The 22192-nt window shown below is 50.7% G+C and carries 21 protein-coding genes, 1 pseudogene and 1 riboswitch; of the genes and pseudogenes, 5 read left to right on the forward strand and 17 right to left on the reverse strand.

What is annotated here, in order from left to right; genetic code table 11:
- Nucleotides 1–79 precede the first annotated feature (79 nt).
- The 10 genes from KQI_RS0123720 to cobD form a co-directional block, all read right to left on the reverse strand.
- Nucleotides 80–1705, reverse strand: coding sequence for a cobyric acid synthase (locus KQI_RS0123720; protein ID WP_010349377.1), 1626 nt, complete (start codon nt 1703–1705; stop codon nt 80–82).
- 37 nt (nt 1706–1742) lie between these two features.
- The gene (gene cobS / locus KQI_RS0123725) at nt 1743–2624 is read right to left on the reverse strand and encodes an adenosylcobinamide-GDP ribazoletransferase (RefSeq protein ID WP_010349379.1); all 882 of its coding nucleotides are present in this window, start codon (nt 2622–2624) and stop codon (nt 1743–1745) included.
- Nucleotides 2621–3244 carry a bifunctional adenosylcobinamide kinase/adenosylcobinamide-phosphate guanylyltransferase gene (locus tag KQI_RS0123730; protein ID WP_010349380.1) on the reverse strand — a complete coding sequence of 208 codons (624 nt, stop codon included), beginning with the start codon at nt 3242–3244 and terminating at the stop codon, nt 2621–2623. The genes cobS and KQI_RS0123730 overlap by 4 nt, the downstream gene beginning before the upstream one ends.
- Nucleotides 3241–4311, reverse strand: a complete 1071-nt coding sequence (cobT, locus tag KQI_RS0123735) for a nicotinate-nucleotide--dimethylbenzimidazole phosphoribosyltransferase (RefSeq protein ID WP_010349381.1) — start codon at nt 4309–4311, stop codon at nt 3241–3243. Before cobT ends, KQI_RS0123730 begins: the two co-directional genes overlap by 4 nt.
- Before the next feature lie 42 nt (nt 4312–4353).
- Nucleotides 4354–5190: an ABC transporter ATP-binding protein gene (locus KQI_RS0123740; protein ID WP_010349382.1), complete on the reverse strand. Its 837-nt coding sequence runs from the start codon at nt 5188–5190 to the stop codon at nt 4354–4356.
- The gene (locus tag KQI_RS0123745; protein WP_010349383.1) at nt 5187–6233 is read right to left on the reverse strand and encodes a FecCD family ABC transporter permease; all 1047 of its coding nucleotides are present in this window, start codon (nt 6231–6233) and stop codon (nt 5187–5189) included. Before KQI_RS0123745 ends, KQI_RS0123740 begins: the two co-directional genes overlap by 4 nt.
- Nucleotides 6230–7237, reverse strand: coding sequence for an ABC transporter substrate-binding protein (locus KQI_RS0123750; RefSeq protein WP_010349384.1), 1008 nt, complete (start codon nt 7235–7237; stop codon nt 6230–6232). Before KQI_RS0123750 ends, KQI_RS0123745 begins: the two co-directional genes overlap by 4 nt.
- Before the next feature lie 203 nt (nt 7238–7440).
- A riboswitch (cobalamin riboswitch) is annotated at nt 7441–7652 on the reverse strand.
- Between the two features lie 78 nt (nt 7653–7730).
- A complete protein-coding gene (locus KQI_RS0123755; RefSeq protein ID WP_050543742.1) occupies nt 7731–8465 on the reverse strand; it encodes a histidine phosphatase family protein in 735 nt (244 codons plus the stop codon).
- Between the two features lie 26 nt (nt 8466–8491).
- Nucleotides 8492–9463: an adenosylcobinamide-phosphate synthase CbiB gene (gene cbiB / locus KQI_RS0123760; protein ID WP_010349386.1), complete on the reverse strand. Its 972-nt coding sequence runs from the start codon at nt 9461–9463 to the stop codon at nt 8492–8494.
- Nucleotides 9453–10556, reverse strand: coding sequence for a threonine-phosphate decarboxylase CobD (gene cobD, locus KQI_RS0123765; RefSeq protein ID WP_010349387.1), 1104 nt, complete (start codon nt 10554–10556; stop codon nt 9453–9455). Before cobD ends, cbiB begins: the two co-directional genes overlap by 11 nt.
- 161 nt (nt 10557–10717) lie before the next feature.
- On the opposite strand from cobD, the gene KQI_RS0123770 reads away from it, so the two are divergent.
- Together KQI_RS0123770 and KQI_RS0123775 are read left to right on the forward strand one after the other, a co-directional pair.
- Nucleotides 10718–11719, forward strand: a complete 1002-nt coding sequence (locus KQI_RS0123770; RefSeq protein ID WP_010349388.1) for a lipoate--protein ligase — start codon at nt 10718–10720, stop codon at nt 11717–11719.
- Between the two features lie 162 nt (nt 11720–11881).
- Complete coding sequence (locus KQI_RS0123775) at nt 11882–12682, forward strand: Cof-type HAD-IIB family hydrolase (RefSeq protein ID WP_010349389.1); 801 nt, start codon at nt 11882–11884, stop codon at nt 12680–12682.
- A gap of 118 nt (nt 12683–12800) precedes the next feature.
- Here the strand turns inward: KQI_RS0123775 and KQI_RS0123780 are convergent, their stop codons facing one another.
- Entirely contained in the window at nt 12801–13712 is a 912-nt protein-coding gene (locus tag KQI_RS0123780; RefSeq protein ID WP_010349390.1) for a DMT family transporter, read from the reverse strand.
- Nucleotides 13713–13844: 132 nt separating this feature from the next.
- Here KQI_RS0123780 and KQI_RS0123785 point away from each other — a divergent pair, with 132 nt between their 5' ends.
- Nucleotides 13845–15356: an aminotransferase-like domain-containing protein gene (locus KQI_RS0123785; RefSeq protein ID WP_010349391.1), complete on the forward strand. Its 1512-nt coding sequence runs from the start codon at nt 13845–13847 to the stop codon at nt 15354–15356.
- An 8-nt stretch (nt 15357–15364) separates the two neighbouring features.
- Here the strand turns inward: KQI_RS0123785 and KQI_RS0123790 are convergent, their stop codons facing one another.
- Nucleotides 15365–16135 carry an MBL fold metallo-hydrolase gene (locus tag KQI_RS0123790; protein ID WP_010349392.1) on the reverse strand — a complete coding sequence of 257 codons (771 nt, stop codon included), beginning with the start codon at nt 16133–16135 and terminating at the stop codon, nt 15365–15367.
- A 164-nt stretch (nt 16136–16299) separates the two neighbouring features.
- Nucleotides 16300–17361, reverse strand: a complete 1062-nt coding sequence (locus KQI_RS0123795) for a sulfate/molybdate ABC transporter ATP-binding protein (RefSeq protein ID WP_010349393.1) — start codon at nt 17359–17361, stop codon at nt 16300–16302.
- Between the two features lie 164 nt (nt 17362–17525).
- On the opposite strand from KQI_RS0123795, the pseudogene KQI_RS28215 reads away from it, so the two are divergent.
- A pseudogene (locus KQI_RS28215) lies at nt 17526–17636 on the forward strand (YjbQ family protein); the annotation flags it as partial.
- Between the two features lie 166 nt (nt 17637–17802).
- On the opposite strand, the gene KQI_RS0123800 reads toward KQI_RS28215, so the two are convergent.
- The 3 genes from KQI_RS0123800 to KQI_RS0123810 all read right to left on the reverse strand — a co-directional run bounded on the left by KQI_RS0123800 (nt 17803) and on the right by KQI_RS0123810 (nt 20526).
- Complete coding sequence (locus KQI_RS0123800; protein ID WP_010349394.1) at nt 17803–18384, reverse strand: TetR/AcrR family transcriptional regulator; 582 nt, start codon at nt 18382–18384, stop codon at nt 17803–17805.
- 5 nt (nt 18385–18389) lie between these two features.
- Complete coding sequence (locus tag KQI_RS0123805; protein ID WP_007429385.1) at nt 18390–19022, reverse strand: YigZ family protein; 633 nt, start codon at nt 19020–19022, stop codon at nt 18390–18392.
- Between the two features lie 148 nt (nt 19023–19170).
- Nucleotides 19171–20526, reverse strand: coding sequence for a glucose-6-phosphate isomerase (locus KQI_RS0123810; protein WP_010349396.1), 1356 nt, complete (start codon nt 20524–20526; stop codon nt 19171–19173).
- Nucleotides 20527–20774: 248 nt separating this feature from the next.
- On the opposite strand from KQI_RS0123810, the gene KQI_RS0123815 reads away from it, so the two are divergent.
- Nucleotides 20775–21674: an NAD(P)-dependent oxidoreductase gene (locus KQI_RS0123815; protein WP_010349397.1), complete on the forward strand. Its 900-nt coding sequence runs from the start codon at nt 20775–20777 to the stop codon at nt 21672–21674.
- Nucleotides 21675–21761: 87 nt separating this feature from the next.
- Here KQI_RS0123815 and ppnP read toward each other — a convergent pair whose 3' ends face one another.
- Entirely contained in the window at nt 21762–22076 is a 315-nt protein-coding gene (ppnP, locus tag KQI_RS0123820) for a pyrimidine/purine nucleoside phosphorylase (RefSeq protein WP_010349398.1), read from the reverse strand.
- Between the last annotated feature and the right edge of the window lie 116 nt (nt 22077–22192).

The following is a 22192-nucleotide window of genomic DNA, read 5'->3' on the forward strand; positions in this document are numbered from 1 at the left end:
ATGAGTACAATGGCTATAGAGATACCTCTTTATTTTTTTAAGCATATTCTTTGGAGCACGTTTGGAGCACGTATAGCGTTTAAGAGTTCATCCCCATAATGTGATAAATTTGATCCATATCCAAATGGGCCCGTACCACCTCTGCAACACGGTCAAACTCTCGTTCCTTGGCTGCACGCACGGTGAAGGTGCTAGCAAGCGGGGTCAAGCCCTTGGTCTGCCTCAACCCATCCAGCCAGGAACGGCGAAAACGGTCATTATCAAACACACCATGCAAATAGGTTCCCCATACTTTACCATCTGTCGTACCCCAGCCCTCCTCAAAGCCTGTTCCTTCCCCACGCCGGATATGGAATAGCGAACGCATTTGATCCATACCTGGAGTTCCTTCTGTAGACGATTGCGGTCCCGTAACACATTCTGTAACACCCATATGTATTTCATAGCCTTCAATGATTGGCTTGGACTTGGACTCATCATCCGAATCAGATGCAGTGCTTAGCAACAGCGGGCAATGGATAGACAGGGTTCCTTGTACGCGCACGGTTTGTTTTTCCTTTAAAAAGGTCGTGGATAAAGCCAGCCATCCCAAGCCTCTGGCCTGCTGTGGCAACCCGGATTCTACTGCTTCGGGATCAAACAAAGCCGTGCCAAGCATCTGATAGCCTCCACAAATACCGACCAGTTGCGTGCGTCCTGTCTTCATGGCCTGTCTTATGTCTTCCTCCAGGCCTCTTTCGCGCAGTTCAAGCAGATCGCCGATCGTGTCTTTGGTCCCGGGTAAAATAATGGCGTCCGGCACGCCCAATTCCCCGGCTTCCGTAACATAACGTACGCTCACATCAGGCTCTGCGGCCAGAGCATCCGTGTCCGTAAAATTGGAAATACGCGGATATCGAATGACCGCAATGTCCAGTTCCTTATCCTTTGCAGACAGCCGGGGCTTCTTGTCTAGTACCACGGAATCCTCTGCCTCAATGCGAATATCCGGCAGATAAGGCAGTACACCGAGTACCGGAATACCGGTCCGTTTCTCCAGCCAGTCCAGTCCCGGTTGAAGCAGAGACAGATCGCCTCTAAACTTGTTAATAATGAATCCCCGGATACGCTGCACTTCATGCGGTTCCAGCAGCTCGATAGTTCCTACCAGAGAAGCGAAGACGCCCCCACGGTCAATATCCGAAATAAGTAATACGGGAGCGTCCGCCCAGCCCGCAAGATTCATATTTACAATATCGCGATCCTTTAAATTAATCTCTGCCGGGCTGCCTGCCCCTTCCATAAGCACGATATCATAGGTGTCACGCAGCCTGTTCAGAGCATCCATGACCGTCTGCCTGGCTTTTGGCAAAAAGTCCTTCCGATAATCGGAGGCGCTCATATAAGCATAAGGTACACCGTGTACAACAATTTGTGAGTGCATATCCTTGACCGGCTTAATCAAAATTGGATTCATATCGGTGGTCGCTTCAATACCGCAGGCCTCAGCCTGCACCCCCTGAGCACGTCCAATTTCCTTGCCGTCCTCCGTGACATAAGAATTGAGCGCCATATTCTGTGACTTAAACGGTGCGGGATGATGGCCGTCCTGTACAAATATACGGCACAGGGCAGTCGTCACTACGCTTTTGCCCACATCCGATGCTGTTCCTTGAAGCATCAATACGGTTGCCGGATTGGTGCAGGACGGTTCGAAAGTTGACAATGGCCTCTCCCCTTTAATGAGTTTATTTTAAACCGGATCACAACCCGTACAAAATAACAATAAACAACAGTAAAACAGTCTCCAGCAATTCGTTCAAGGCTCCGTAAATATCGCCCGTCAGCCCGCCCAAACGGCGGTTAATACGATTGGCCACGAAGGTTCCAACACCGTAAGCCAACCAGGGCAGCAGCACAAAGCCTATCCAGATTGGAAGGTCCTCGGAATACAAAAGGAACGTCCGTATGTATGCTCCTGCCATTGATAAATTCCCTATGCCGCCTGTTCCTATGGGCAACGCTGCAAGAATATACTGTCCTGCGGCCGCACCCAAAGTCACCAGAACAGCCCAAAATACAGCTAATCCGACACGCCCACCGCTCATATCGGCAAAACGTGCTGCCAGTCCGTCATCGTTGCGCGCTTTGGGCCAGCGCTTCATCGCATGCACCATAAACCAGCGGCTCCAAACCATCGGAAGCAGCAACAAGCCGGATAGATTCCCTTCATTCAGCGTAGTATCCAGCACAGTATACAGTAAAGAAGCCTTGAGCATGAGCAGCAGCACACAAGCAATGACGCCCATCGCTCCTACACGGCTATCCTTCATAATCTCCAGCATCCGCTCACGGGATCGATAGCTGAACAAAGCATCAGCCGCATCCATCCAGCCATCCAAATGCAGTCCACCCGTCAGCCAAACCCACATGACGAGAGTAAGAACCGCAGATGGCAACGGCGGCAGCACCAAAGAAACGAGCGCTGCAAAGCACCAGACGATGAGGCCAATCACTGCTCCGACCAGTGGATAATAGCTTGCACTACGCTTAAGCAATTCCGGGGAAAAATCCAGCTCCGCCTTGACCGGAAGACGGGACAAAAATTGAAAGGCGGCAGCGACAGCTTGACGTTCGCGGCTCATAGCTTATATTCCAGCTGTTTAAGTTCTATGGGGATGCCCGCCGTCACCAAAAATACTTCATCGCACAGACGGGCGATTCGCTGATTCATGATTCCGCCCAAATCCCGATACAGTCGTCCAAGCGGATATTCGGGCACTATACCGTCACCGACCTCATTGGTCACGATGACGAGCGGACCCGGATACCGCTCGACAGCTGCCGCCAATTCGTCGATGGCGGCTCGGGACGCGGCCTCGCCGTCCTCGCCAGCGGCCAGCAGCACGTTCGACAGCCAGAGGGTCAGGCAGTCGACCAGCACCATAGGCGCAGCAGGTGATGGCTGCGGTGCTTGGCTGGCGTGCAAGCTGACAGGCTGGCTGCCTTGCGTAGCCGGCCTTGCCTCTGCGCCGCTGCCAAGCCGCCGCAGCAGCTCCGGCAGCGCCTGCGCCTCCTCCAGAGTCTGCCAGTCATACCCGGCAGACTCGCGCTGGAACCGATGAAGGGCTATGCGCTCCTTCATCTCCGTATCGTAGGCTTGTGCCGTGGCAATGTAGCAGGCGCGCGGCGCGCGCGCCATGCATAAGCGCTCGGCAAAGCCGCTTTTGCCGCTGCGTGCCCCGCCGGTCACGAGCGCCTTCATCGCTGCGCGGCTCCCTGACCGTCCGATACGCCAGCATCGGCAAAGGTCGCCATCTCGCGCATAATGCGGCACGCCGCATCAATCAGGTGCAGGCTCAGCGCCCCACCTGTGCCTTCCCCGAGCCGCATGTCCAAATGCAGCATGGGCTCCAGCTTGAGCTGGCGAAGCACCGCCGCGTGCCCGCGCTCGTCCGAGGCGTGCGAGGCGAGCATGTACGCCGCGCTTGCGGGCGCCAGAGCGCGCGCAGCGAGGGCAGCTGCGCCGGAAATAAAGCCGTCCAGCACGACTGGACAGCGATGTGCGGCTGCGCCGAGGATGACGCCCGCCAAGGCGGCAATCTCCAGACCGCCCACCTTGGTCAGCACGTCGAGCGCGTCATTTCCATCCGGCTGGTTCACGTCCAATGCGCGGCAGACCACCGCTATTTTACGGGTAAGCCCAGCCGTATCTACCCCCGTGCCCCGGCCTACGATAACCTCCGGCTCCAGTCCGGTAAGGGCACACACGACCGCAGCACTGGCTGTCGTATTCCCGATGCCCAGCTCCCCGGTAACGAATAGCCGTGTGCCATCTTCGAACGCTTCGGCTACAGCTTCAGCTCCGGCCAAAATCGCCTGCTCCGCTTCCGTGCGCAGCATGGCTGGCCCTTTAGCCATATTCGAAGTGCCCATGCGCACCTTGCGGCTCACCAAATCCGGGTGTGCAACATCCGCATTAACGCCAACATCTACAACCTTGACGTCTGCGCCCGCATGACGTGCGAGTACATTAATGGCCGCACCGCCTGACAGCATGTTATACAGCATTTGCTGCGTAACCTCAGCCGGGAAGGCGCTGACCCCTTCTTCACATACACCGTGATCCGCAGCCATAACCATAATGGTTTTATGATTAAATTCAGGCTTGTCCACCCCTGTAATTCCTGCCAGCTGGATGACCAGGCTTTCCAGCTTCCCAAGACTTCCCGGCGGCTTTGTTAATTGATCCAAATGCTGTGATGCGGCCGAAGCCGCCACCTCATCCGGCGGAGTAATGCTATTCATCAGCTGACGCAGCTTTTCGCTCATACCTTCCACTCCCTGCTTCTTTTATATGTGTGATAAAATCTCCTACTCATCTGATGCACTACAAGCGCTCCTGCGCAGCAAAAGCTGCGGTACACCGCTGTCAGGATGCGGAAGCATCACCGGCTCGACACCATATACACGGCGAATCCGCTCCTCGGTTAACAACTCCGCTGAGGCTCCCACCCCTTCAATCATTCCATCCTTGAGCACAAGCAAATCGTCGCAAAATTGGGCCGTCAAGTTAAGATCATGCAGGACCGCAATGATCGTCACACCCGTTTCCTGCCGCCATTCTGCCAGCAGCTCCATAAATTCAAGCTGATAGCGCAGGTCCAGATAGGTCGTAGGCTCGTCCAGCAGCAATATTTGTGGCTCCTGCACCATCACCTTTGCCAAAGCTACACGCTGTCGCTGTCCCCCGCTCAAGCGATCCAATGCTCTGTCAGCCAGCGAGGCAAGACCCAAGCGTTCCAGCACGCGAGCCGTGATAAGCTCAACATCCACACCCTTTTCCCTGCCTAGCCAATCCTGATGAGGAAAACGTCCCATTTCTACGACTTCCCTGACGGTATATCCCACGGGAGGAAGCCCCTCCTGCTGGAGTACGGCTACAAGTCGGGAAAGCTCCTTTCTGCTGTAGCTACCGATCTTTTTGCCATAGATATGAACACTGCCCGAGGTTGGCTGATCTACACCTGAAAGCAAATGCAGCAAGGTCGATTTTCCACTGCCGTTCGGACCAATAATCCCCCACCAAGACCCCTCATCTACGCTCCAGCTTATATTCTTCAACGCATGGAAATCTCCAAAAGCACGAGTCAGGCCAGCTACCTCTAATGCTCGAATATGCGCCTTCTGTGATTCACTTTGTTCTGTCACAGCAGTTCCCCCCTGCGCAGCTTTTTGTTGCGATACAGGAGGTACGCAAAGAACGGAGCACCCACGAAGGCCGTCATTACACCCAAAGGGATTTCCGTTGGAGCGAGCAACGTGCGAGCCGCAGTATCTGCCCAAGCCATAAAAATAGCTCCACCCAGCGCGGACAACGGAACAATTATCCGATAATCAGGACCTGTGAGTAGACGGATGACATGCGGTACGACGAGTCCTACAAAACCGATGACTCCACATACCGAGACAGCGGCAGCGGTCAGCAGCGTGGATACGATCAGCACAGATAGCTTCGTGGCATCTACATGAACGCCCATGTGAGCTGCCTGACGCTCACCCAAGGCCAGAATATTCAGCACCCGTGCCCGGTTCCACAAAAACACCAAGCCGATGACCACGTAAGGTAAAAGGATTCCCGTATAGGACCAACCACGCAGACTCAGACTTCCCATTGTCCAGTACAATATTTCATTGACCGTCTCCTTCGACATGGCTGTCAGAAAGGAAACGACTGCTCCCAGAAAGGACTGCATCACCACACCCGACAAAATGAGACTTTGTGTCGGAATCTTTCCACCTTCCCGTGCCAGCGTCAGCACCATCCACAGCGTCAGCATTCCGGTGAAAAACGCCACCAGCGGCAGCGTCCATATGCCAACAAAAGAAAACTGAAGCCCCCAATAAATCAGCACCGCCGCTCCTACCGAAGCACCCGAGGACACCCCAAGCGTGTACGGATCAGCTAGCGGATTGCGCAGCACACCCTGAAAGCCGGCCCCCGCCAGCGCAAGTGCTGCGCCTACCAGCATTCCGAGTAACACCCGTGGCAGTCTGACCTTCAAAATAATCTGTTCTGAGGATGTATTCCAATCCGGTGTAAACGTCTCGCCTAACCCCGGTAGATGGTTCACCAGAATACCTGTGATTTGGCTGACCGGAAGCTTGGCTGAGCCAATGCCGAGACAGAGCAGCAGCGTCAGCAGCAGCAAGACCAGACCTGCCCCTCCAAAGCCGATCAGTCTACGGTTCATTTGAAAATTTCAGGATACACGCCCTTGGCTACTTCCTTGAGTCCTTCTGTCAGGCGTGGACCCGGACGGCTGATCAAATTATCATCCACGGCAAAAACCCGGTTATTGCGGACAGCCGATATTTTATCCCATCCACTGCGTGCTTTGATGATCTCGCCGAGCGTCTGGCCTGTTTTTTCGTCTTTGACACTTTTGCTGTACAAAATCACGTCTGGATTGGCAGCAATAATATTTTCCTCACTGATCTGGTACCAGCCCTTCTGCGTCGCACCTACATTTTCGCCGCCCGCCAGCGTAATCAGCTCATCCATAAACTCACCCTTGCCAACCGTCCAGCCGGGTGAAAACTCAACGTACACTCGCAGCTTCTGGCCTTTGCCGATATTTTTAACACCGTCCTTCACTTTCGCTACATCTGCTCTCATCTTGTCGGTCACCGTTCTTGCTTCCTTCTGATGATCAGTGATTTTCCCATATAATTCGATGTTGGCAATGACATCTTCAACTGTTTTGGGTTCCGTTTTAAAAATCATAATTCCCATGTCACGCAGCTTGGTCGTAGCCTGCTCACTAAGGGATATCCCTGCAAAAACGATATCCGGATTCGCAGCAATGATCGCTTCTTCATTCGGCTTCATAATACCGCCCATTTTGGGCTTCTTCGCAGCCGCTTCCGGGTAATCGGAATAGTCGGATACGCCGACAATTTCTTTATCCAGCCCGATGGCGAACAAAGCCTCGGTTTCTGCCGGGGAGACGGAAACGATTTTATCCGGCGCTTTTTTGAACGTGAACTCCTGTCCTGTTGCGTCCTTAATCGTTAACGGATAAACCGTTTTGCCCGGAGGCTCTTGTGCAGCTGCTGTCTGTCCTGCCTGCTGTGAAGAAGCCTGATTCCCTTTATTTTCGGCGTTTTTTCCATTCGCGCCACATGCACTCAGGACAACCGCCAAGACTAGCGCCAATAAGCCTGTTGTCCAGACCTTTATTTTTTTCTCTGACATGATTTACACCCCTCCATAATAAATCGTAAGAGCGCTTGAACCTCATCCGATATCTTCTAAATCCAGCCTTCCTTCCCTTCAAAAAACCCCCGTATCCTTATATCAGGACACAGGGGTCACGTTAGCGCAGATCATTGCGCAGGCGGCAGCTTCTTCCGCATGGACAGTCACTGCGAACACGTCATCCTTTCCTCGAAGGATTATGGTGAGAGGCGGACGGGCAGGTATCCTGACTTATGGCAAGCTGCCGCAGCCTATGTTCCTTTATGTGCTTGACGGCACATAAAGCAGGGCTTTAACAGGCATCTTCCATTTACAGTGGCGGGACCGCGCCGGATTCACACCGACTTCCCTTTTAACAGCGCGTGAAGGAAAACTCTATTACACTGCGCTGACCTCGTCTGCTGGATATTTGATGTAGTGTTAGTCAAGCCGTTCTTTTACTTGATGATTATAGGTTAAAAAGAGACTGCTTACAACCCAAACAGCCTATTTACCAGCCCTTGTCAAACGAATGAGAAAGTATCTTCGCTATGAACTTGTGCGGCTCTGTCAACCTCAACAGGATGCTGAGTGCATCTCCCGGTTTCGGGTTTAGGCTCCAAAAATCATGCCCAGGTATCAACATGCAAGCCAACTGACGAATGACGCCACCATGCGTGACGACCAGAACAGAGGGAGGAGCATCAGCCAAACTTATTGGCTGAGTCTCCATTGCAAAACGCCACTCATACAGAGAGCCCAGAAAATCGCGCAAACGATGCTCAAAATGTACCCAAGACTCTCCTTCAGGAGGCGTGATGCGTTTCGGCTCATCAATCCAAGCGCGATACAATGCCACACTCTTAAGCATGTCATACGTTTTTCCGTCCCATTCGCCAAAATCAAGCTCTCGCAGGCGTGGTTCCATAATAGGATATATAGCCGATAGAGCACGTCCAGATTTCAATGCTGATTCCGGCAAAATGATCTGCAAGGTCTGGCGACACCGCTTCAAGTCACTGCAATAGATTCGAGCAAATGACCGACCTTGAAGCCTCTCACGCACTAGCTCCAGTTCCTGCTCTGCCCCGGCCAGCAAACCTATATCAGAGTGTCCCAGATATCGACGCTCTCTGTTCCACAGGGTTGTACCGTGACGTACCAGCACAAGCTCCAGATCCCATTGCGAATCTTCATCAGCATGTCCGAATGCCGGATTGTCCTTTTCCTTCAAGCCATATTTCAAGTCATACTTCAAGGTCGTGTCACTCCTCACTGCGTCCATTCCAAAGCAAAACAGCCTGCGGCTGCTAGCAGACACAATCCTACAAACATGCTGGAGACGGCGAACATCAGCCGGATCGTGTGCCGGATATCCTCCGACTCCAGCGGACGTACCCCCTCGCCCATATATGCACGAAAGGAGCGCACGCCATGATAGACGTTATAGCCGCCGAGTCGAATCCCGAGTGCGCCGGCAACGGCCGATTCCGGGAAGCCGCTGTTCGGGCTTGGGTGCAGACGAGCATCCCGCTTGACTGTACGCCAGCTTCTTGCCGCATCATGGCGAAACATCCACGCCGCTGCCACAAGCATAACCGCTGTCAGGCGTGCCGGAATGTAGTTAGCTACATCATCCAGACGTGCCGAGGCCCAGCCTAAATGCAGATATTTTTCATTTTTATAGCCGACCATCGAATCAAGCGTATTCACGGCACGATAAGCCAGCGCCAAGGGTGCCCCCCCGATCAGAGCATAAAAAAGCGGAGAAATAATCGCGTCGACGATGTTCTCAGCGACCGTTTCGACGGTTCCGCGCACAATCTCCGGCTCATCCAGCTGCTGTGTATCCCGTCCGACAATCATCCCCAGCTCCCGACGTGCCGCAGGCAGGTCACCCGCCTGCAACTGGCGGTAGACTGCCATTCCCGCTTCCTTGAGTCCTTTGGAGGCAATCGTGGTTGCGATCAAAATGATTTCTGCACCGATGGACAGCCACGGGTGAACCCAGGCAAGCAAACGCAGCAGCGCCCAGGCGAGCGCAAAGGAGCCTCCCGCCACTACCAGTGGCAGCAGCAAGCCAGCGCGTTTCAGTCCTCGGTCACTGCTGACCTGACAGCGAATCGCTTTTTCCAACCCTGAAATGGCATGCCCCATTCCGATGACCGGATGCGGCAACCACCTCGGATCTCCAATCAGCCTGTCCAGAAAATAGGCCGCCATGATGATCAAGCTAATTGTCACGCCAACGCTCCTCCTCCAGCACTTCACCCAATACAGACAGCAGTATGCCGTTGGCTTCCGCATCCTTGACCGCAATCCGAAAATGGCTTGTCGTCAGCCCCGGATACATGGCACAGCTACGGATAAGAATCCCGCGCTGTCCAAGCGCCTGCTGTATAGCCGATGCACTCCACGTTCCCGGTGCCCTTGCCAGTATATAATTTGCTTCGCCGGGAATGACACCGCAGCCCCATTCCGCCAACGTGGTCAGCAGACGACCACGTTCGATTGCAATCAGCTCCTGGGTACGCCGCTCGTAGGCCTCCCCGCTTCGCAGACACGCCTCCCCAGCCAGCAATGCCAATCCGTTCACACTCCAGGTCACCTGCTTGGCCGTCATTCGCCGGATATAGTCTGGATGAGCAATCGCATAGCCCAGGCGCAAACCAGGAATGGCATAAAATTTAGTCATCGACCGGATCAAAATCACATGAGGATACTGATCCAGTACAGGCAGCAGTGAAACCCTCTGCTCCAGTGGGATAAAATCAATGAAGGCTTCGTCCACCACCAGCACGGTGTCCGTTTGGCCAGCCGCCTCTGCCAGCGCGCGCAGCTCCTGCTCGCCGTACTGTACACCGTTTGGGTTATTCGGCTGTCCCAAAAACAGAACGTCCACCTGCTCCATGAGCTGGAGTATGTCCTCCACATCCGCCTTCCATTGCAGGGAAGCCTTGCCGTACACATGGCTAACCTCGGCCCCGAATTTGCCCGCCAGCTCTGCATATTCCGAAAAGCATGGCTCTACCGTGCCCACACGTTTGGGAGCCAGTCCCAATAGCAATAACGCCATGCTTTCAGCCGCGCCGTTTCCGATACTCAGCGACTCAGGTGGAACTTGCAGTCGCCGTGCCAGCATATTTTTAAAATTCCGGTGCCCTGGGTCTGGATAGCGAATCACAGTATCCAACGTACTTTGCAGCACCTCCAGCACCTCGGGCGGCGGTCCGAGCGGATTAATATTGGCGCTAAAATCTACAAAGTCCGCAGCAGTTCCGCCAAATGTCGCCGCAGCCGTCTCCCTGTCTCCACCATGACCGTAAACCTCTATCATTGCCTATCATCCTTTCCAGCCGTTCCTGATCATTTAGCTCCATTATGGGGCTGTTTTTTGCGTCCCGTCAATGCATATGAGCTTTTGTACATCGCTCACTTGGGTTACAATAGAAGAAGGCACACATAAAATACACAGTTTGTATATACGGAGGAATGGACATGCTGTTCATCGACAACCAGGGCATACACGATCCAGCCATTAATCTTGCCATTGAGGAGTATGCGCTTAAGCATCTACCGCTGGACGACAGCTATCTGTTGTTTTACATTAATCAGCCTTCTATTATTATAGGCAAGCATCAAAATACCATTGAAGAAATCAACGCCGAGTTTGTCAGAGACAATCATATTCAGGTCGTTCGTCGTCTGTCGGGCGGCGGAGCTGTCTATCATGACCTCGGTAATTTAAATTTCAGCTTCATTACCAAGGATAACGGGGAGTCCTTTCATAATTTCCTCAAATTTACGCAGCCTGTCACTGATGCCCTGCGCCAAATGGGTGTGGAAGCCGAAATGACCGGACGCAACGATCTTCAAGTCGGTGAACGCAAAATTTCAGGAAACGCCCAGTTTGCCACACGCGGACGCATGTTCAGCCACGGCACATTGATGTTTAACCTGAATCTGGACAATGTGGCTGCATCCCTGAATGTCAACCCTGAAAAATTTAAATCCAAAAGCACCAAATCCGTCCGCAGCCGCGTTGCTAATATCAGTGAGCTGATGGATCGTGAGATGACTATAGAGCAATTTCGTGCGGAATTGCTGCGCTTCATATTCGGTGCAGAGCTGGATCAGGTACCCCAATATAAGCTCACCGATGCCGATTGGGCCAAAATTCATGAAATTTCCAAAGAGCGCTATCAATCCTGGGACTGGAACTACGGTCAATCCCCGGAGAGCAATATCAAGCATACCCGTAAATTCCCGGTCGGTATTATTGATATCCGCATGGACCTTAAGGAAGGCCATATCCGTGACATTAAAATCTATGGCGATTTCTTCGGTGTGGGCGACGTCGCTGATATTGAAAATACCCTGCGTGGCAAGCGCTATGATGAAGGCGAGGTTCGTCAAGCCTTGTCCTCTCTCGATTTAAAGCATTATTTCGGTAATATTGAGCTGGACGATTTTGTGGGACTTGTATTTTTGGAAGACTAATAGTTACTTTTTCCCAGGGTTTCAAGCCAATACTTCAGTAGTTATAAGGGGACAGGCTCTTATAGGAGTCGTCCCCTTTTCTTTGTGATATTGTCATTTTGAATATTATGAGATACAATTTGAGCATTGCCCCATGATAGAGATAAAGGAGAGAAGACAGATATGTATAAATTAATTGCTATTGATATTGATGATACACTTATTAATGACCAGAAAGAAGTTACTCCGGCGACACAACAGGCCCTGGAAGCTGCTGTAGCTAAAGGTGTTGTAGTTACGCTCGCCACTGGACGAGCTTACGCCTCCGCACATAAAATTGCCCGCCAAACCGGATTGAACGTGCCGATTATTACGTATCAGGGAGCTTTGGTTAAAAACCTGTTGGACGAAAACGTGCTGTATGAGCGTTATGTTCCACTCGTAGCTGCACGCCGCCTGTATGAATTCTGCCTGGAACGCAATTTGCATTTGCAAACCTATATAGATGACAAGCTGTACACACGTGAAGATAATCAGAAAATCAAGGATTATACCGCGCTGAACAATACGGAATATTTTGTGGAGCCTGTATTCAGTAAAGTTATAGAGCAACCGGCTCCTAAATTGCTGATCATTGACGAGCCGGAAGTGTTGGATGAACTAATTCCCGAGCTGCGCGAGCTGCTGGGCAGTGAAGTGCATATTACGAAATCCAAGCCTCATTTTCTGGAAATCATGCATCATGAAGGCACCAAGGGCCACGCTCTCGCCTTCCTTGCAAACCATTTTGGCTGTGATCTGTCGGAAACGATTGCTATCGGCGACTCATGGAACGACCATGAAATGCTTGAATGTGCCGGTCTCGGCATAGCTATGGAGAACGCTATTCCTGAATTAAAGAAGCTGGCTGATTACATCACCACCAGCAATAACGAAGACGGCGTCAAGCATGCCATCGACAAATTCGTACTGAATGTAGAATGATATTAAGCTGAAAACCTCCAAGCGCCGCATGGGACTGATTCCATGAACATGCGGCAGCTTTGGAGGTTTTTGTGTTTGTGTCTATAATACGATGCCTAAATGTAAATGACTTATATTTTCAGGGAGCCGTACGCAGCTTTCGTCTGTTCACGAGACGGATGATTCCATTATTCATGCACATCAACCCGATCACAATGAGCAGCACCCCTGCCAGCATCCACCAGCTTACATGCTCTCCATATAAAAAGGCACCCAGGCCTACAGCAATCGGTGGTGAAATATAGAGCCATGTCGTCGGAAACAGTGGATTCGTACGCTCCATGAGCCAGTAGAACAGTGTATGTGCAATCATCGAACCAAACAGGATCAGATAAAATAACGACCCCATGGCAGGAAGGTACTGCCATCCCTCAGAACTCCACGGTTCCGTGATCGCTGACAGTACCAGCAGCATCCATCCTCCATGAATCATTTGCGCCGCATTCAGGGCAATCGGGTTCGTATCACGAAACGCATCCATGACTCGCTTGGAATAGAGAGCTCCCCCCGAATAACACAGCTCCCCCAGCAAAATGATAAGGCATCCTGCCAGCCACAGGCCGCTGATTTGAACCGCCAATCCGGGCAATACCACCAGCACGACCCCGAGAAAGCTGATCATGCAGCCAATGACCGTGATCCGTGACGTTTTTTGCCGTAGCAGCATCGATTGCATAACCACGATCATCATCGGTCCGGTAGCTGACAAAATGGCTCCGATCCCTGAGCTGACATATTGCTCTGCCCAATACAAGGCCGAAAAGGTACCGAAGGTCGTTCCTGCTCCAATCCATACCATTTCCTTACGCCATAATAACGACCACCGAACCTTTCCGGTCAGCCTCATCGCAATAAACAAGATCGCTCCTGCCGCGAAAAAACGAATACCTGCCGATAAAAACGGTGGAAGACCGGCTTCCACTCCCACTTTTATAGCCAAAAATGTTGTGCCAAAAATAAGACACATGACTGTAAAGGCGATACCAATCATGACACTTCCCTCTCCCTTCTGTTACTCACAAGCATACAAGGAGACAGACAGAACAGATGTGTACCCACAGAACAGTTGTATGCGACATTGAAGTGATGTATAGTACAATACACACAAAGGAGCGTGGACAGCATGGGCAAGAACAACAGCGAATTACTGTTTTCAACAGAACACGTTTCGACCGATCAGTCCTTAAAGCTGTATGAGCAGATCATTCATTACGTAATTGTGCGGATTGATCGCGGGGACTGGCCAGCAGACGTTAAATTGCCTTCTGTACGAAGCTTGGCTCAGGAATTGGGGGTGCATCGGTTAACCGTCTTCCGGGCATATCAGGAGTTAAAGCAGCAGGGGCGTATCTATGTAAAGGATAAATCAGGGTATTACGCTCATGCTTCCCATGCAACCGGACTAAAAAAGTTTGCTGCCTACTCTGATCGTTCATCCATAAAACGAAGCTTGCATTCGGAATCTGCCCACGCGGCTGACGATCCGTCTGTTTCCGCCTGGAGGGGGATGGATGGACTTACCCGTGTTCAGACCGTCAACGCCGATTTCCAATTCTCCAAAGCGCTAATAGACCCATCTCTCCTGCCCAACCGCTATTGGGGAGAATTAATGGCGCAGGTTTTTGAAAAGCATCCGAAGGTGGCGGCTACCTATTCTTCTGTACAAGGGGATGCTGAGCTTCGTGCTGCCATGGCCCAGCATTTTAGCGCGGCTAAGCATTTTGCTGTATCAACGGACGAAGTGCTGATTACCTCCGGCGCACAACAAGCCATTGATTTGATTTCCCGATCTCTGATCCGTACGGGGGACCGTGTATTAATCGAACGTCCTGCCTATGGCCCTGCCATGGAAATATTCTGTAGACAAGGCGCGCGGCTGACGATGACGGATATTCGACCGGAAGGCTATGATATGGACCAGATTGAATGGTGCATGAAAACAGAAAAACCGCGTCTCTTTTATATGAATCCGACATTCCACAATCCGACCGGTTTTACGGTACCCGATGAGCAGCGCAAACAGCTGCCCGAACTGGCCGAGCGCTACGGCTGCCTCATTGTCGAGGATGACAGCACCTATGACATCAGCTTTGGGCAAAAGCCGCCTTCTCCAATTTTCGCCTATGATATCTCGGGAAGCGTCGTCTACATTCGCAGCTACAGCAAATATGTCGCACCCGGTCTGCGAATCGCAGCCGTGACTTGTCGGCGTCAGCTCATGCATAGCCTGCTAAGCGTCAAAGCGTTGGTGGACAATGGATCGCCACTGCTGAATCAAAAGCTTTTTTTACAATACTTTCAATCTCCACGTATGCATCAGCATATTAAAAAGCTATGTATTGCGCTCCAGATTCGTAAGGAAACGATGGAAGACTGTCTCCGCGATTCCGGCTGGACATGGACCAGTCCATCAGGAGGACTCAACCTGTGGCTCCAGCTGCCGTCTGAGTTGAAACCCAATGAACTGCTTGCCAAAAGCATACAAGAGTCCATATCCTTTGTACCGGGTGCCGTATTTGATCCCATAGGCGCAGAGGGTAAAACGCATGTGCGGCTGTCCTATTCATATGCCAACGAGCTGCAAATCAAGGAAGGCATCTCTACGCTCCTGCGCATCAGCCGGTCCATGATGTAACAACATCGCTATTCTAACAGCAGGCTCATGCCGGTCTGTGCCAAGCGAATCCCTTCCAGAAGCCCATAATTGCGTGTGATATCCACATCATGGGACATATGTGTGAATACCGTACGATCAGGCTCAAGCCTTCCTACGAGCTCCTGAGCCTCCAGCATGTCATATACCGAGCGGCTCGAATACTCTGCCTCCTCATGATAAAAGCTCGTTCCCAGCACGAGCAAATCCAGATTATGCAAGGGCAGGATTTCCGCCTCATTTAGTCCAATCGAATCCGAACAATAGGCCCACGAGAAGCCGTTCTTTTCCAATCGATAAGCGTAAGCGTATCCGTTCTTGCCGTGATTCACACGCCAGCCTCGGATATTCCACCCGGCAAGCTGGGCTCCCTGATCGACAGGGATGAGATCCAGATGTCCAGATAGCCAGGAAAATTGACGCAGAATCGTGTCAATCACCTCTTGTGGAGCGTACAAGCGGCCTCTATTGCCAGTCCAGCGACAGGCATCCGCCCACTCCGGCAATCCTCCAATATGATCAAAATGTGCATGTGTAACGAGGATCGTACGGATGAAGCGGAGACCCCGCAATTCTAGCTGTCTGCGCCAGTCTGGACCACAATCAATCATAAAGTCCTCCGTATCACTTTCGATCAGCACAGACGATCTCAGCCTTGCATTCGCCCCTGTCGAGCGGGCCTCTGTGCATACGGAACAATCACAATATACACGCGGAACACCCATCGCATCCCCCGTGCCAAGAAAAATAAGCCGATTCATGAATTTAACTCCTATCTATCTGAATGGTTATATTACTATTATAGCGAACACACCGATTCTGCGTAAATCGTCTGCGTAGATCCTCCCATCTCCAACGCCAAAAGGAGCATGCCCCAAGCCGTGAAAACAGCTCGGACATCCCCTCTTGCGTGATTTCTATCCTTTTAAATTACTATAGGCATTGGATCTTTCTTCAGGCGATTTTCCACCATCCAGCTCGACTGGTCATTATACAGATAGGCCCGATGTACCAGCACTCGCACCTGCTGACCGGGCTCCAGTGTAGACTTTTCCAGCGAACGGTACGTCATAAGCCGTTGATCTCCGACCTGCACTTCAACCATCCATTCACTTCCCCGAAAATGCAAATGCTTCACGATGCCTTCTTCGGTCGCTGACAGAAGCGCAAACTCTTCACTAGGCCCAACATCAATATATTCCGGCCGGATCAAGGCGCGCACTCCTGCTCCAGCGGCTTCCTCGAAGCCTTTAAGACTGGATGCCTGTTCGATCACTGTCGATTCACCAATAAAAGAAGCAACGAACGGCGTACCCGGTTTTTTATAAATATCCCAAGGCGTTCCCTTCTGCTCCAGTCGCCCTTGATTAATGACCATAATTTCATCCGCTACCTCAATCGCCTCATCCTGATCATGAGTGACGAAAATGGAGGTAATGCCCACCCGTTCAATCAACTCGCGCAGCCAGCTACGCAGCTCCTGACGAATCTTGGCGTCAATGGCTGCAAAAGGCTCATCCAGCAGCAGCAATTGAGGCTCCGGCGCCAAAGCACGCGCAAAAGCAACCCGCTGCCGCTGCCCGCCTGACAACTGGTGCGGATAACGATGCTCGAAGCCTTTGAGCCCGGTCAGCTCGACCAGCTCTGTGACTCGCTCCTTGATATGGGTTTCGGAGCTTTTTTTCACTTTTAGACCAAAGGCAATGTTGTCATACACGCTCATGTGCTTAAACAAAGCATAGTTTTGAAAGACAAAGCCGATTCCGCGCTCCTGCGGGGCCAGATCGTTCACTCTTTTTCCGTGAAAATGAATCTCTCCGGCATCTGGCTGCTCCAGCCCCGCCAAAATGCGTAGAATGGAGGTTTTACCGCCACCACTCGGACCGAGTAAACCAATTAAATGACCTGTCTGGATATCAAAAGATACGTCCTTTACCGCATGAAAATTGCCGAAATGCTTGTTTAATCCCCTTACCTCCACATGCATATCCGTACACTTCCTTTCCGCTTCTGAACCTGTTTTAGGAACAGCAGCAGCTTTGCTATTCGCAAAGCGCGTACCTCATTTGAATTCATTTGATTATTCCAATGTATATACTATGTTTTTCTTATGTGATACTTTATCAAAGGAAAGCTTTTGTCGTCAACTCTATATTCATCCATGAAGGGCGTTTGCTGCTAGGGCGGTGGCGAGGAATTTATTTTTGTGAATTCGATGGACCACGCAGGCGACAGTATTATGTAAAAATCATGGAGGGCTGACGAGCACAAAAAAGACGATGATATTCTCCTCCTGGATCTATCATCGTCTGTTAAATTCTTAGCCGCTTTCGCAAAGTAACGTAATGATTAGTCACCGTCTTGAAGCACGTATACCCAAATAAGCGCCCTACAAGTACATAGCCAAGGCATGTGATTGCAGGTGCGCTCATAGGTTTCTGCACAATAACTTTACATGTGATAAAGCAGCGGGTCTGATCTCTTCAAAGGTTAGACCATCCTGGATATAAAATGACACAAAGCCGTGCATGGATAAAAACAGGCTTTTCGGTACCCATGAGCACTCTGCCTCCGAATGCCCCTGGTCATTCAATTCCTGACGGATCATGGACGCAAACAATTCCACACAACGATTTTGCTCTGTGCGACAATATGCAAGCAATTCTTCATCGTGCATCATAAACATAATTTCGTACTGATAAGGATTTTCCAAGCCAAAACGGATGAATTCCAGCATCAAGTACTCCAGTCTGCTCAAGCCGCCCTCAGGCGTACCTGTTGCTGATTGCAGCAAAATTCCGCGCAATGTATTAAAATCCTCAATTACAATAGCGTAGAACAGTTCAGCCTTCTCTTTAAAATGATAATATAACGAACCATGACTGTAACCCAGATGCTGGCCAATGCTGCGCATTGAAATCGCACGGTAGCCCTTGGTAATAAACAAGTGCCTGGCCGCTTCCAGAATCCGCCCTCTTGACAACTCCTGTTCCACTGCTCTTCTAGCCATATTATTTATTCCCCTTCAATAAAGTAAAGCTGCTCTCCCTCCGACACAAGTGATTGCCCCTGTGTCAAGTCTGTGATCCAGTTGCTGAAGGATTCAGCATCACCAGCCAGCGGCAGACAGGTTAACGTAACTTTATCCGTAAATATGGTTTCTCCAGTACGGATGCTGCGATTCCGCAATTCATTTTCAACTTTACCCAACCAAGTATAATCCAATTCTACAAAAATTTCACGATGCAGCACACGCGTAATCGCATCTCCTGCCTCGATGGCTGCAACAGCACCGTCTGAGTAGGCACGAATCAGACCTCCTGCTCCGAGCATAATACCACCAAAGTAACGGGTAACGACAATCGCCACATTTTTCAGCTTCTGATTACGGATTACCTCCAAAATGGGCTTCCCAGCCGTGCCACTCGGTTCTCCATCATCCGATTGCTTCTGGATTTCGTCTCTTTCTCCAATCATATAAGCTGAACAATTGTGAGTTGCATTCCAGTGCTCTTTTTTGATGCGTTCTATGAAAGCCGTCGCTTCTTCCTCGGTTTGAACAGGCTGAATATGGCCGATAAAACGGGATTTACGGATCACAATCTCCTTGCTGCCGGAACCGCGTACGGTTCGGTATTGTTCCAACATATTACGTATACCCTTCCTTACTTCATTTTACAAGAAAGCAGTTCCCCGCTTCTGGCAGCTGGCGAACTGCTTTCCTGTACTTTATCTGAGGCTACAACCTATGATACTCTGCTTGAAACCCTGCTTCGGATCAGAGATTATAGTTTCCTTATTCGGACAATCTCGCTTCAAGCTCAGCTTTTTGTTTTTCAAAGCCCGGTTTGCCGAGCAGCGCAAACATATTCTTCTTGTACGCTTCTACGCCCGGTTGATCAAACGGATTTACACCCAACAAATAGCCGCTGATGCCGCAAGCTTTTTCGAAGAAATAAGCCAGATACCCGAAGGAGTAAGGGCTCAGGTCAGGAATATTTACAATCAGGTTTGGTACTTGTCCGTCTGTGTGAGCCAGCAATGTACCCTGGAATGCTTTTTTGTTTACAAAATCCACCGTTTTGCCTGCCAGGAAATTCAGTCCGTCCAGATCATCCTGATCTGCCTCGATGGTGATGTGACTAGGCACATTTTCTACCTGGATAACTGTTTCGAAAATGTTGCGGCTGCCTTCCTGAATGAATTGTCCCATGGAGTGCAGGTCTGTCGAGAAATCCACGGATGCAGGATAGATGCCTTTATAATCCTTGCCTTCGCTTTCGCCGTACAGCTGTTTCCACCACTCGGATACGAAATGCAGGGAAGGCTCATAGTTTACGAGAATTTCAATGGCTTTGCCTTTACGGTACAAAGCGTTGCGAACGGCTGCATATTGATAAGCCTCGTTCTCAGCTACGTTCGGGTTGCTGTACTCTTTGGATGCGTCTGCCGCTCCTTGCATCATTTCCTCAATGTTAATGCCAGCTGTAGCAATCGGCAGCAAGCCTACTGCTGTCAGTACAGAGTAACGGCCACCTACATCATCAGGAATAATGAAGGATTCATAGCCTTCTTCGTTAGCGAGTTTTTTCAGAGCGCCGCGTTCTTTATCTGTTGTTGCGTAGATACGTTTGCGCGCTTCTTCTTTACCGTATTTTTTCTCCAGAGCCGCACGGAATACGCGGAAAGCGATAGCTGGCTCAGTAGTCGTACCTGATTTGGAAATAACATTGACGGAGAAGTCTTTTCCTTCAATCAGTTCCAACAGATGATTCATATATGTAGAGCTGATGTTGTTGCCTGCGAAAAAGATAGCCGGACCTTTGCGTTGGTCTTTGGACAGTGCATTGTAGAAAGAATGCGACAGCATCTCAATTGCAGCACGTGCTCCAAGGTAAGAACCACCGATACCGATGACGATCAGTACTTCGGAATCGCTTTGGATTTTAGCTGCAGCCTTTTGGATACGCGCGAATTCTTCTTTATCATAATTGGTAGGCAGGTCAATCCAGCCCAGGAAATCGGAGCCTACGCCTGTTTGGTTGTGCAGTTGCTCATGAGCCAGCTTGATGGGTTCTGCAAAATAATCAATTTCGTGCTGACCTACGAAGGAGAGTGCTTTAGTGTAATCAAAAATAACTTTTTTAGACATGTTTGGAACCTCCTGTTTGGTATTACTAAGACCATAAATACGAACATAAGGACTTAGGAATAGGATACTTTAATTTGCAGGGCCTGACAAGCTTGCGTTACCTATATGTCGTGTGCCTTGATAGACCCCGGTGTAGATTGGGTGGCATACCCATGCTACAATAAATTGAGATCAACCTGTTAAGCATTCATTTCAAGCCGAATTCGCTCTTATCGGACGGTATCCCCCAACAAGAAAGGTGATTTGCAATGAAAAACATCGGATTTATCGGACTGGGCACCATGGGTGCCCCGATGGCGTCCAATCTGCTGAAGCAGGGATTTGGAGTCACAGTTTATAACCGTACGGCTTCACGCTGTGAGCCACTGGCAAAACAGGGCGCCCGTATAGCTTCAACGCCTCGTGAGGCGGCTGAAGGTCAGCAACTGGTCATTACCATGGTCAGCGATGACAACTCGATTCGTGACATCTATTACGGTGAGAACGGCGTGTTTGCCGGTCTTACGTCTGGTGTGACTGTGATGGACAACAGCACGATTTCGCCTGAACTGGTTAAACAGCTGGCCGCTGAAGCGGACAAGCTGGGCTGCTCCTTCATTGATGCTCCTGTCACAGGCAGCAAGCCTGCCGCTGTTGACGGAACACTCGTGTTCATGGTCGGCGGAAACGCGGAAGCCATCGCGGCACAGTCAGACGTTTTTGACACCTTGGGCAAAAAGGTACTTCATATGGGACCAAACGGCAGCGGAGCTGTTGCCAAGCTCGCTCATAATACAATGGTCGGCATTAACAACCTCGCTCTGGCTGAGGGCTTCGCTATCGCAGCCAAATCCGGCATTCCGGCAGACAGCTTCCTTGAACTGGTTCAGCTCGGATCGGCAGGCAGCAAGGCTGCGGAACTGAAAGGACGCAAAATCATCGAGCATGATTTTAGCAACCAGTTCTCACTTGCCTTGATGCTCAAGGATTTGAAGCTTGCTTCCTCACTGACCGATAGCCTGTCCATTCCGACGCCTATGCTGGCCATTGCCAAAAGCCTGTTTCAAGCCGGACAAACGCAAGGCTACGGTGACGAGGACTTGTCCGCTGTCGTGAAGACATACGAAGCATGGATTGGTCGCACCATTGGTGGTAAGCCTCTCGAATAAGCTGTCCTTTTCTTTGCAGTTTTACGCTAACTTAAAGGGTATACACACTTGGCTTGAAGTCGCGTGTGCTTACCCTTTTTCACCTGTTTATTCCGGGTAAGAACAGCAATAATCAGTCACACTTCGTACTTCCAATTTGAACGAAGACTGCGCAGGTACGTGGAATGTTGCCGCTCCCTGTATTTCCAGCCATTCCTCGGTACCTGGAAGCAATACTCTCAGATCCCCTGCCAAAATCTCCATGATCTCACGGGAATCCGTGCCAAATTCGTACGTTCCCGGCAGCATAATCCCCAGTGTAACCTTACTGCCATCATTCAGGATGACTGTACGGCTTGTGACCTGGCCGTCATAATATATATTTGCTTTTTTAACTACGCTGACTCCATCAAACTGTGACATTTTTATCCCCTCATCTGCTCATCATTGGTTGAATGAATATTGTGCATCATAACATAGATTTAATTCCAGCCTCAGTATGAAAATACACACTGCATCGGCGTATCCTGTGCACTGGA

Source organism: Paenibacillus peoriae KCTC 3763, assembly GCF_000236805.1.
GTDB lineage: Bacteria > Bacillota > Bacilli > Paenibacillales > Paenibacillaceae > Paenibacillus > Paenibacillus peoriae.